At 61.2% G+C, this 11,472-nt stretch carries 10 protein-coding genes; 9 read left to right on the top strand and 1 reads right to left on the bottom strand.

Features of this window, described 5'->3' with window-relative positions:
• The first annotated feature begins 4 nt into the window (after positions 1 to 4).
• From NKJ67_RS33550 to NKJ67_RS33515, 8 genes are all read left to right on the top strand, one after another.
• Positions 5 to 562: an invasion associated locus B family protein gene (locus NKJ67_RS33550; protein WP_256745554.1), complete on the top strand. Its 558-nt coding sequence runs from the start codon at positions 5 to 7 to the stop codon at positions 560 to 562.
• 13 nt (positions 563 to 575) lie between these two features.
• Positions 576 to 1,244, top strand: coding sequence for a hypothetical protein (locus NKJ67_RS33545; protein ID WP_127267771.1), 669 nt, complete (start codon positions 576 to 578; stop codon positions 1,242 to 1,244).
• Between the two features lie 44 nt (positions 1,245 to 1,288).
• Positions 1,289 to 1,750 carry a DUF4189 domain-containing protein gene (locus tag NKJ67_RS33540; protein ID WP_352585648.1) on the top strand — a complete coding sequence of 154 codons (462 nt, stop codon included), beginning with the start codon at positions 1,289 to 1,291 and terminating at the stop codon, positions 1,748 to 1,750.
• On the top strand, positions 1,747 to 2,283 hold the full coding sequence (locus NKJ67_RS33535) for an invasion associated locus B family protein (protein WP_292336231.1): 537 nt from the start codon (positions 1,747 to 1,749) through the stop codon (positions 2,281 to 2,283). The genes NKJ67_RS33540 and NKJ67_RS33535 overlap by 4 nt, the downstream gene beginning before the upstream one ends.
• Before the next feature lie 422 nt (positions 2,284 to 2,705).
• Positions 2,706 to 4,154 (top strand): TolC family protein, encoded by a 1,449-nt coding sequence (locus tag NKJ67_RS33530; protein ID WP_127326707.1) that lies wholly within the window; start codon positions 2,706 to 2,708, stop codon positions 4,152 to 4,154.
• A 39-nt stretch (positions 4,155 to 4,193) separates the two neighbouring features.
• The gene (locus NKJ67_RS33525; RefSeq protein ID WP_352585628.1) at positions 4,194 to 6,326 is read left to right on the top strand and encodes a type I secretion system permease/ATPase; all 2,133 of its coding nucleotides are present in this window, start codon (positions 4,194 to 4,196) and stop codon (positions 6,324 to 6,326) included.
• 42 nt (positions 6,327 to 6,368) lie between these two features.
• The gene (locus NKJ67_RS33520; protein ID WP_127320297.1) at positions 6,369 to 7,658 is read left to right on the top strand and encodes an HlyD family type I secretion periplasmic adaptor subunit; all 1,290 of its coding nucleotides are present in this window, start codon (positions 6,369 to 6,371) and stop codon (positions 7,656 to 7,658) included.
• Complete coding sequence (locus tag NKJ67_RS33515) at positions 7,648 to 8,286, top strand: ribbon-helix-helix domain-containing protein (RefSeq protein ID WP_128304952.1); 639 nt, start codon at positions 7,648 to 7,650, stop codon at positions 8,284 to 8,286. The genes NKJ67_RS33520 and NKJ67_RS33515 overlap by 11 nt, the downstream gene beginning before the upstream one ends.
• A 23-nt stretch (positions 8,287 to 8,309) precedes the next feature.
• Here the strand turns inward: NKJ67_RS33515 and NKJ67_RS33510 are convergent, their stop codons facing one another.
• A complete protein-coding gene (locus tag NKJ67_RS33510; RefSeq protein WP_352585625.1) occupies positions 8,310 to 9,242 on the bottom strand; it encodes a transglutaminase-like cysteine peptidase in 933 nt (310 codons plus the stop codon).
• A gap of 324 nt (positions 9,243 to 9,566) precedes the next feature.
• Here NKJ67_RS33510 and NKJ67_RS33505 point away from each other — a divergent pair.
• Positions 9,567 to 11,472, top strand: a 1,906-nt coding sequence (locus NKJ67_RS33505; protein ID WP_352585623.1) for an Ig-like domain-containing protein, incomplete at its 3' end; no start/stop codon positions are given.

The following is an 11,472-nucleotide window of genomic DNA, read 5'->3' as shown; positions in this document are numbered from 1 at the left end:
AGGAATGAAAGGACTTGTTGCCCTGACCTGCCTGGCACTCTGCGGCGGCCTCGTGCCGGCCGCCGGGCAGGTCGCGTCGACCTACAGGATCAAACCTTCGGACGTGGTGGTGCCGCCCGAGGTGAAGCTCGGCGACTATCAGCGCACCATCCGCCCATTCGATAACTGGACGCTGATCTGCGACGAGAACCTCAAGGCCCGCAAGAAGGTCTGCAACGTCTCGCAGATCATCGAGGACGCATCAGGCAAGATGGCCTTCAGCTGGTCGCTTGCCGCCACACAGGACGGCAAGCCTTACATGATCCTGCGCACCGCTGCGAATGCCAGGAGCGATGGCCTGGTGTCGCTGAAGTTCGATGGGCAGAAGCAGCCGATCGACGTGCACCTGAACGGCTGCAACGAAATGGTCTGTGTCGGCATGTTGCCGGTCGGCCCCGTCATGCGCCGACAGATCTCGCAGAATGCGACACCGGCGATCACCTATTCGACAGTCGACGGCCAGACGATCACCGTGACCGCAACGCTCAAGGGGCTGTCAGAGGCCCTTTCACCACTCAAATAATCGGGGCATCACCATGAGCCAGCAGGACCAGTTCACGTCCGCGAAACGCACTCCGGCCGTCGAGGCGGATCGGCAGAGGCGGGCCGAGCCCCCAAGGCGGCGCTGGCCACGCGTGGCCGGATATTCATTGCTGGGATTGGTCGTGGCGGGGCTTGGCTTCGCCGCCGGGAACTATGCCGCGATCGCCAATCTGGTCGGCGGCGCGACGGCCGCACCTGCAGAAACTGCGGCGGCCCCCGTGCTTCCGGACACGCCCTTCCTCGAGCATGTCAAGCAGGCCGGTGTGCAGGCCTGCTCGACCGTCTATCCGGCGCTCGGACAGATTCTGACGAACGGCACGAAATACAGCGTCAAATCCCTGTGGAACGATCAGGCGGCCGACAAGCACGCCATTCAGGCCTTTGTCGGCATGGACTATGCATCGGAACGCTATAGCGGACCGGCCGCCGGCATCGTCTTCGCATCGCCCACCGCCACGGGTTGCGAAGGGGCGATGGTGCGGGTGGCGCCATTCGCCAGCCCGTGCGCCGACATCGCATCCATCCTGCCGCAGGGCAGCAAGATTACCGACCATCTCGGGCAGGTCGAGGTCTACGAGCTCGGCGGCAATGCCGGTGAAGCGCTTCTCCTGCCGACGGGCAAAAGCTGTGTGGTGATCTCCCTCGCTTCGGCGGCGAAGTAGGACGCGAAGCGATTGAGGTTAAGGAAAGGATGCCGACCATGAGCATGAGATTGCAGGCTTTGGCAGTTTTGGGCTTGACCTTGTTGTGGAGTGGACAAGTCGTCTCAGCCGACCTTGTGGCCCCATCGGAGCCGCAACAGGAGGAAAAAGGCATATGGGCGGCCATCGCCTATTCGCAGGCCGATAGCAAATACGGCTTCTTCTGGGGCGCCGACAAGCGGCAGGAAGCGAAGGACATCGCACAGAAATATTGCGAGAACGCGGGCGGAAAAGCCTGCAACGTCGTCACCGTCTTCCGCAACCATCGCCATTGGGATGATGACGACGAGACCGGCTTTCCCTACAAGCATTGCGGTGCGCTCGCCGTGGCGGACAAGGTGGAGAACCGTTTCACGCCCTGGGGCGTGAACTCGGCAGAGACCCGTCGGGAAGCGGAGGATCTCGCTTTGCAGGCCTGCGAGGCAACGGGAGAGAAATGCAAGATCCGCGAGTGGGTCTGCACATGAAGCCTGGCCCGAAGGCCGTCTCCGCATGTGGGGCAATTCTATTCTCGTTGATGTCGCCGGCGTTCGCCCAGCAACAGGTGGCGGCTGTCCCGGATGGACCGTCATCGCTGCGCGAGGTCTATCAGGACTGGAGTGTGACCTGTTCGGTTCGCGAGAAGGCGAGAGTGTGCTCGCTCGCGCAAGACCAGGTCCAGCAGAACGGGCAGAGGCTTCTTGCCGTGGAGATCGCGGCACGCCCGGACGGCTCGACGACGGCTACCTTGCTTCTGCCCTTCGGCATCCTGCTCGATCCGGGCGTGACGCTGCAGATCGACGATCAGCCGCCACTGCCCCCGCAGCGATTCAGGACCTGCCTGCCGACGGGTTGCGTCTCCGTCTTTACCGTCGATCGGCCGACGCTTGCAAAGCTGAGGGGAGGCTCGGTGCTGAAGCTCAATGTCACGACGGACGCCGAGACCCCGCTGAGCTTCCCGGTGTCGCTTCGCGGCCTGACCGCGGCGCTCGACCGCATGGTGGCGTTGAGCGCAAATTAGAGGTACGCGCTGACCAGCTTTTGGCCGTGATGAGCGACATGACGCGCACGCCGGCCGCCGCGACAGAGTATTTTTTGGACCCGGCACCCAAGGGGCATGCCTGAAAAAGCGTTCAACCTCCGGTTGGATTATCGACAACCGCTATCCGAACCGGCCATGATTCTGGGCATATCGGCCCACTGGCTTGCGATTTTCTGTGCTTCCCCACTGAATGGGGCGTCCGGATACAACCACAGCGAGCCGAAGTTATGTGCTATTTTTGCTACATCTCGCAGCCTTGTTGCCCAAAAGGGCTATTTAGCGCCCTCTAAATCAATAATCGCTCACACATTCCGTGAATTTGTGGATAATCCACCGACGGGCAGGCCTTGGCTTGGTTAGCGCTCTGAAAAAGGACGCTGGGGAAACGTTAGGGTGGGATTATGAATACGACAGGTATGTCGACCATAGGCAGGCGCCTTGGTCTGTTGATGGCGGCCACCATGCTGACCTGCGGGGGCGCTCATGCGCTTACGCTCAAGGAGGCGATGGCTGTCGCGGTGGAATCCAATCCCGAGATTGGACAGGCGATCGAAAACCGCGAAGCAATCGAGTTCGAGTTGCGGCAGGCCAAGGGCCTTTACCTTCCCAGTGTCGATGTCGAGGGATCGGCTGGTGTTCGCCGGCTCGACAATTCGTCCCGACGCTCGCTGTCGATAGAGGACGATTCGCTCTATCCGGCGGAAGCGAATCTGGTGGTGACCCAGAAATTATTCGACAGCGGAGCTCGTCGCGCGGAATTGAACCGCCAGGCATCGCGCGTCGACGGAGCGTCGTTCCGGGTGCTGGAACGGTCCGAATTCATCGGGCTGTCCGTTGTCCAGGATTACCTCGAATACATGCTGCAGGCTTCGATCGTTTCCGAAGCCAAGAAGAATCTGGGTTTCCATCAGGCGATACTCGGCGACATCCGGCAAGGCATCTCAGGCGGGGCGCTGAACGAGGCCGACCGCCAACAGGCCGAGGAGCGTCTGTTCGCGGCCAAGGCCCGCATGCAGGAGGCGACCGAAGAGCTGGAAGCCTCCAAGATCCGGTTCTTCAAGACCGTCGGCAAGCCGCTGGTCAATGCTTCGCGGCCGGGTGACGTCGCCGCCGCGCTTCCGCGGTCACTGGATGACGCGATCGGCCTGGCACGACAGAACAATCCGCGCGTTCACATGGCCACCAGCGATATCGACGCCGCGGCTTCCCTGGTGGATGCGGCCCGGGCGAAATATGGCCCTGAAGTCATTGCTGAAGGTCGGGCCAGGGCAGGCACCGACATTGACGGCGACGACGGGGACACCAATGACCTGCAGGCGCGTCTGGTGCTGCGTTGGAATTTGTATCGCGGCGGCATAGACAAGGCCAATGAACAGGAGCAGATCCGCCGCGCCAGCGAGCAGCGGCTCGCCTATCATCAGGTCTTGCGCGAAATCGAGGAAGCCGTTCGCACCTCGTGGGATCGCCGTTTCCGGCAGGCCGATCTGGCGAAGACCCTGAGGCAACAGGCGGCCGCCAATGAAAAGCTGGTCGCTTCCTATCGCGAGCAGTTCAAGGTTGGACAGCGCTCGCTGCTCGACGTGCTCGACGCGCAGAATACGCGGTTCAACACGGCAACGCTGGCGGATACCGCGTCCTACGCATCGCTGTTTGCCCAGTACCGGCTCCTGGCCGCGACCGGACAGTTGCTGAAAACGATGAATCTCGAGCCGGCAAAGCAAGCGACAGCCTATGCTCGCACCGAGTTTGCAACACCGGAAACCGCGGACACCGAGACCTATGCGCGGACGCCATCGGAGCAGAAGAACGACCTGCCATTCGATATCCTCGCCCCGGTGAGGAAGAAATAAGACGACGCAAGGTCCAGCGAGCGTCCTGACGGGCAGATCGTGAACCAGCAACCCAATATCCTCTCCCCCAAGGAGGCGTTCAAGGCCTGCTTCTCGGCCGTTGCCGGATATCTCGGCAGGCCGAGCGCGGAGACCGTGCTGTTTGCCGGCGTGCCGCTCTCGGACACGCGAATTGCGGCCGACGACATCAGGCACCTTGCCGAACGCATCGGCCTGGAAGTCACCGAGTTCAACCACCGCGATTTTCTCAGGGGGCGTATCGACCTGCCGGCAATCGTCTTTCGCGTCAGCCAATTGCCGGTTGCCCTGCTCGCTCTGGGCGAAGACGATGCGTATATCACCGCGCCCCAGGAAGACGGCCGCACCACGATCGGCCGATCGGAACTGGCCGCCAGCTACATCAGCGGCGGCGCTTCCTTCTCGATCACCTATGCCAATGCCGCCGAAACCATGTCGGTCGGCTCGGCGGCCAGGATCGAGCGGAGACATTGGCTTACGGGGACGATGGGCGCTTTCTGGCGCACCTACTCAAAAGTCGTACTGGCGGCGGTGTTCATCAATCTGCTGGCCATAGCCTCGCCGATCTTCACCATGAACGTCTACGACAGGATCCTGCCGAACAAGGCAATATCGACACTATGGGTGCTGGCTCTCGGCATCGGCGCGGTCATCCTGTTCGACCTGCTCTTGAAGACGGCCAGGGCCTCCCTCATCGACTATGCCGGGCGCAAGGCGGATCTCCGGATATCCTATCTGCTGTTCGAGAAAGTGCTGAACTCGTCGCTGTCGGTGCGCCCCGGCTCGACCGGTGAATACGCAAACAGGGTCACGCAATATGAATTCGTCAGGGAGTTCTTCACCTCCAACACCATCAGCGTGTTCATCGACACGGCATTCGTCTTCGTCTTCCTCCTTGTGATCTATGCGATAGGCGGATGGCTGGTGATCATACCGGCGCTGGCCTTCGTGATGTCCGTCATCGTCGGCCTGATCACCCAGCGCCGCATCGGCAAGCGCGTCGCCGCCTCGATGAACGAAGCGTCGCAGCGCCAGGCCCTGCTGGTCGAATCCATCTCGACGCTGGAGACCATCAAGTCGCTGCGCGCCGAGGCATATCTGCTGCGAAAATGGGGAGAGCACTCCAAGAACGCCGCCAACACGTCGGAGAAGATCAAGCAGCTTTCGGCGGCGGCGGGCAACATCACCCAATCCATACAACAGCTGGTGACCGTCGCCCTGGTCGTGGCCGGCGCCTATGCCTTCTCGGAAGGGCATGTTTCGACAGGAGCAATCATAGGAACGGTGATGCTGGCGAGCAGGGCCGTGGCGCCGCTCGGCCAGATCGCCATAACGTTGTCCCGGTTTCGCCAGGCCATGCTCTCGCTGAGAATGGTGAACTCGATCATGGCTCAGCCGGAAGATCGACCCGACACGGTGGGCTTCGTCAATCGCCCCATCCGCAAGGGGGCGATGGTGTTCAGGAATGTCGGGTTTGTCTATCCAGGCTCGGAAAACGAAGTTCTGACCGGCCTGAATATCTCGGTCAAGCCGGGTGAGCGGATCGGCATCATCGGCCGCATAGGATCGGGAAAGACGACGATGGGGCGGCTGATCGGCCGGCTCTTCCTGCCGACGTCCGGTGAGCTGCTGCTGGATGGGATCGACATTCGCCAGTATCACCCGTCCGAGGTTCGCGCCGCGGTCGGCATCGTTGCGCAGGCCGGCGACCTGTTCTCGGGCACCATCAAGGAAAACCTCCTGATGGCATGCCCCGAGGCTACAGACGAACAGATCATCGAAGCGGCAAAGGCGGCCGGCGTCGACGATTTCGTTTCACGCCACCCGCGCGGCTACGACATGAATGTCGGCGAGCGCGGCACCAATCTTTCCGGTGGCCAGAGGCAGACGGTGGCGATCGCACGCCTGCTGCTGACCAAACCGAAAATCGTCTTTCTGGACGAGCCGTCGGGCTCGATGGATCTCGCATCGGAACGCCAGTTGATCAAGCAGCTCAAAGTCGCCTTCGACCGCGACACCACGCTGATCGTCTCGACACATCGCTTCAGCATGCTTGAGCTGGCCGACCGCCTGATCGTTATCGAACAGGGCAGAATCGTTGCTGACGGACCGAAGGACCAAGTCATACAGGCGTTGCAGAAAACAAGCGCCTGACAAAACAAATATTGCTGCATCCAATGCGTTGGGGCGTGGGAAATGCTTGCCAGAGAAGATCGACCGCCGCTGTTTGCGTCGGCGTCCATATTCATCATCGGAGCGCTCTTCGTGGTCTTCGTCGCCTGGGCGTCCTTTGCCGAAGTCGATGAGATCGCACGCGGCGACGGCAAGGTCATACCCGCTTCCAAGACCCAGATCATTCAGGCGAGTGAAGCCGGTGTCGTTCAGGAAATCGCCGTGACGATTGGCCAGGTGGTCAAGAAGAACGATCTCATCATCCGCCTGGACAACACGCTCAACACGTCCAGTCTCGGCGAGCAGCAGGCCAAGGCGCGCGCGCTGGAAGTGCGCATAGCAAGGCTGAAATACGAACAGGCCGGCAATCTCTCGGGCCCATTTCCGTGCCCGCAGGACATCCAGTCGGTCGCTCCGCAAATCTGCGACAACGAACAGAAGCTGCTCATCGCCCGGCGCGGGAACTTCGATAACAAGCTATCCGTGCTCAAGTCACGCCTTGACCAGCGCGAGAGGGAACTGGCCGAGGCGCAGGCCAATTCCGATCGTCTTACAAAGAACCTGGTCGTCAGCGACCAGGAGGCAAAATTGGTCGACGCGATGGTCAAGAAAGGCCTGATGGCACGGACCGAGCAACTCCGGGTGGAGCGCGAACAGACCGAGCTCAACGGCCAGCTGAACCTTGCGGGCGAAACGATAAAGAAGATCAAATCGTCGATCACGGAAGCCCAGCTTCAGGTCGAGGAACTCGGCCTGCAATTGCAGCAGGAGGCGTTGGATGACCTGACCCAGGCGCTGGCGGAACTGTCGGTGGTGGATGAGACCATAAGGGGAGCCACCGACAAGGTCGCGCGCACCGACATCCGTTCTCCCGTGGACGGCATCGTCAACACGCTGGAGCTGAATACGGTCGGGGCCTTCGTTCAGCCTGGCGCGGTCGTCGCCGGCATCGTGCCGACCTCCGAGACGTTGCTGGTGGAGGCACGGGTCTCGCCACGGGATGTCGCGTTCATCCGTCCCGACCAGGAGGCCCTTATCAAGGTCACCGCCTATGATTTCTCGATCTTCGGCGGCATCGAGGGCAAGGTCTCGAACATCACAGCCGACAGCCTGGTCGATCAGAAAACGGGGGAACCCTACTATCAGGTGCGTGTGGCGACCGACAAATCCACCCTTCAAAGAGACGGCAAGGCCTATTCGATCATCCCCGGAATGATCTGCTCGGTCGACATCAAGACCGGGCGCAAGACGATCCTGCACTACCTCCTGAAGCCGATCAACAAGGCGCGCGAGGAGGCAATGAGTGAGCGGTAGCGCCAGCCCTCATCCTGATGGCGAGCGACTGCTTCCGCCAGTCGCGGCCGAGGATTTTGGGCTTGAATTTCGGGTCGTGGCGCGTGGCGGCATAAGACGCGGCATCCGCTTGGAGCGGGCATTCTGGTTGTCGCTGAAGCAGATGGCCGAACGCAGGAAATGCACGATCGGCATGCTCATCGACGAGATCGCCGAAAGCCAGGCACAGACAGGCAATTTGACATCCGCGATCCGGGTGGCCTGCATGCGTGGATTGGCGGATGAAAACCTGACCTTGCGAAGGCTTGCATCGATCAACACCATCAACGCCATACTGGTCGCTTGCCCGTCACCAGCCTTTGCGCTGGCATCGTCGAAGAAGATCCTGTCGTTCAACGCGCCGTTCCAGCAATTGGTCAAACGTCAATTGCCGATCGCCCCAAGCGATGACGCACGGCACGACCTCAAGCTGGCGCTGGACCTCAACGTGGCCGACATCTTCGCGCGGCTCGATGCCAATGGCGAATCGCCGGTGGCCACCGGTTTTGTCATCGGCGCGGGTGATCGTCGATACCGGGGGCAATTGAATGCGGTGCGGGCTCCGGTGCTCGAGCCGGAGCTGCTGATGGCGTTCGTCTTCGGCGGCTGAATCACCACCAATCCAACGAGAACTTACGGCTGAAAACCTTCGCCAGGTGCGACGGTTGCGATACCGCCTTTGATGTCAGCCATCTGGGCTCCGCCCGGTCTTGAACCGTGGATCCAGGCCCGGTCCGTGCTGAACGAGTAGAGCGGAACGTAATCCGGGAGATCGCTGTCACGCACGACAGTGTTGCTGAGGCTGTCGAGAATGAAGGTGCCGCTGCCTGTGCTCACCGACAGCACTGCGTGAAAGAAGCCTCGCTTGCGGTCCTGGAGAACAACCAGCGCCATGCTCTGCGTTGGAATGCCGGCCCTCAGCAGGGCCGTCATCTTGAGTATGGCAAAATCCTCGCAATCGCCGGCTCGCCGCTCGAGAATCTCCGAAGGCTTCGCCCAATAGTCGAGCTTGCCGTAGACGACGCTATCTTTCCTGTAGGCGATCAGGCGATTTACGCTGCTGTTGACGAAGGACAGCTTCTCGCTGAATCCCTTGCCTTGAGCGGCGGCGACCATGCCGGCAAAAGCTGTGCTCTTGCGCTCGCAGGGGCTGCCCGCCGAACAAGCGGTGATTGCCCGGTACACGGGCGCCCAGCGCGCCGCGACGGGAAAATTGCGCATGGACAAGGCAACCGATCCGAAGACCCCCGGAATGATCGACGCGGTCTGCACCGGATCTATCCCGGCGTCATCTCGCGCCGTTGACGAGCCATCCCCGCGGTCAGCATCTGCCGGGCCATAGCTGCTGATGACCTGACCGATCCGGTAAGCGCCCGCAGGCTGCCTGGGCTGGGGCCTCGCCAGCGAAACACCGCCGAGACAGGGCGGCGTCTGGACCTTCTCCTGAGGCCAGCCGGATGCGGCGATATCGCTCGCGAATGACGGCCCCGCCAGGCCGACAAGCCCGATTGCCAGCAGGAGCATCTGGAGCCGGGTTTTTCCCGGAACTGGTTTTTGCTTTTTCATAACGCCCACCTTTGACTGTGGACGCTACCAATCTTGTCTCAAATTATTGGAAAGGAAGGTGGATAAATATCCAGCAACTGTCTTTATCCAGTTTGTCTAAAATTTTATTCAAATTTATACTTTGGTTCACCAAAAAGATGCCGACTAGTCATCCGTCAACCAGACCTCCAGAAACCAACATATATCAGGTTATATTGTTGCGGTTTACCACGTGTAAAAAATGCCGGGCAATGCATATCATAATATATGAAATAGATTAGGGGGCAGTTGCAAAGTAGAAGTGGCCGCTGTCTCTATCCGGTAAATATCGGAGGGGTTTCAGCCATGACGAACAATATCGAGTTGGACAGCTTTTCGGCTTCCTTGAACGAGCATTCCGCGTCCAATGAACACGGCGATCAGGCATCGCCGGCGGAGATTCGGGTCGCACAGGCAAATTCGACGCAGCCCGCGCCGGCAGCGTCCGAACCGGTGCCGGTCGATGTCGGCGGCGGAGCGCCTGTCAAGCCAGAAGCCCCCGCGGAAGCAAAGGCACCGCCGGCAGCTGCGCCGCACGAATACGTAGCCGACGCCAGCCATGTGGTGAGGCTTCCCGCCAACGCCTCCATCGACAACATCAAGGTCGATGGCCAGAACCTTCTGCTCGAACAGGCCGACGGCTCGGTAATCGTGGTCAAGGATGGCGCCTTGAACGTGCCGACCTTCATCATTGGCGACGTCGAGGTGCCGCGCGTGGCGTTGCTGGCAGCGCTGGAAGCCAGCCATGTCGATGTTGCCTTCGGTGCCGACGGTTCCATCTCGGCCGGCCCGGGCGGTTCGAATTCGAGCGCGGGCGGAGACTTCTCGGTTCCCCCCGGCGGCATCGGCGACGGGTTCGACCTGTCGGCCCTGTTGCCCCCGACGGCTCTGCAGTTCGGGCTTCTGGAGCGGCGCGAGCTGTTTCCCTCGATCGTCGACAGGCAGGTTACAGTGACGGCCACGTCATTGCTTGCCCCATCCGAAGCGGCCAGTGAAACAGGCCTTGATGGCGGCGGAAGTCAATCGCCGGGCAGCGAGGCGCCGAGCCATTCGGAAACCTCCGGCGTCGGATTGATCAGCATCGACGCCCCGGACGGAATTGGGTCGATCGTCATCAACGGCGTCACCGTCACCGGTGTCGGCCAGCAGATCCCGGGCGATTTCGGCTTCCTGACGATCGTCTCCTACAATCCGAGCACCGGCGCCATCGAATACAATTACACGGTGACCGAATCGGTCACTCATCCCCAGCAGGGGGACGGATTCAACGAGAACGATACGGTTCCGGACAATTTCAGCATCACTGTCACGGACGTCGACGGCGATTCGGCCAGCACCACCTTTGCCGTCGCCGTCATCGACGACGTGCCTACGGCGGTTGCCGACAGTGCCACGCAGGCGACCGAGAACGCGGCAGTGACGGTAAACGTGTTCGCCAACGACGTGCCCGGCGCGGACGGGGTGAACATCACCGATCCGACCAAGGTGAGCTATGTCGCGGGATCGCTGGCGGGCGGCACCGGAACGGTTACCTACCACAATGATGGCACCTTCACCTACGCGCCGGCTGCCGGCGAGGAAGGGACGGTGACGTTCCAGTACCAGATCATCGACGGCGACGGCGATTCGTCGGTGGCGACGGTGACGATCAACCTGCTGAAGGACTCGACACCGACGATCGATGTGACGCCGGAGGGCGGGACGCCGTCGGTCAACGCGACCGCGGTTGTCGACGAGAAGGGCCTGCCGACGGGTACTGGCGAGCTTGCCGACCCGGCCTTGAACTCGGATCACTCGGAAACCACGGCGGGCACGTTCAACATCAGCACGGGCGGCGACACGCTGCAGAAGCTCGAGGTGATGGACAAGAATGGCACCTTGGTGGATGTCACTTCTGGCGGCTCGGTCCAAGGCGTCAACGGCGTGCTGACGGTGACCGTGAGCGGCGGCATCTATAGCTACAGCTACACGCTCTCGAACAACGTGGCGAACGCCAATCCCAACCAGACCGGGGCCGCCGACCAAGCGATCGGGGAGAACTTCGCGGTAAGGGTCACCGACAGTGACAACGACACGGCCAATGCGTCTCTGACCGTCAAGGTCAACGACGACGGGCCGGTTGCGGTGAATGACGGGCAGGCCGCGACGGAAGGCGGCGCGGCGATCGTGACGAATGCGGCCAATGGCGTCCTGGCCAACGACCATGTCGGTG

Origin of the sequence: Mesorhizobium sp. M0088, from assembly GCF_040322895.1 — a bacterium.
Taxonomy (GTDB): domain Bacteria; phylum Pseudomonadota; class Alphaproteobacteria; order Rhizobiales; family Rhizobiaceae; genus Mesorhizobium.
Note: the sequence above shows the minus strand (reverse complement) of the source record. Positions and strands in the feature narration are given on the sequence as shown.

Excerpts from the sequence above, each read along its gene's own strand:
- NKJ67_RS33550 (WP_256745554.1), top strand. The coding sequence starts at position 5 with ATGAAAGGACTTGTTGCCCTGACCTGCCTGGCACTCTGCGGCGGCCTC.
- NKJ67_RS33545 (WP_127267771.1), top strand. The coding sequence starts at position 576 with ATGAGCCAGCAGGACCAGTTCACGTCCGCGAAACGCACTCCGGCCGTC.
- NKJ67_RS33540 (WP_352585648.1), top strand. The coding sequence starts at position 1,289 with ATGAGATTGCAGGCTTTGGCAGTTTTGGGCTTGACCTTGTTGTGGAGT.
- NKJ67_RS33535 (WP_292336231.1), top strand. The coding sequence starts at position 1,747 with ATGAAGCCTGGCCCGAAGGCCGTCTCCGCATGTGGGGCAATTCTATTC.
- NKJ67_RS33530 (WP_127326707.1), top strand. The coding sequence starts at position 2,706 with ATGAATACGACAGGTATGTCGACCATAGGCAGGCGCCTTGGTCTGTTG.
- NKJ67_RS33520 (WP_127320297.1), top strand. The coding sequence starts at position 6,369 with ATGCTTGCCAGAGAAGATCGACCGCCGCTGTTTGCGTCGGCGTCCATA.
- NKJ67_RS33510 (WP_352585625.1), bottom strand. The coding sequence starts at position 9,242 with ATGAAAAAGCAAAAACCAGTTCCGGGAAAAACCCGGCTCCAGATGCTC.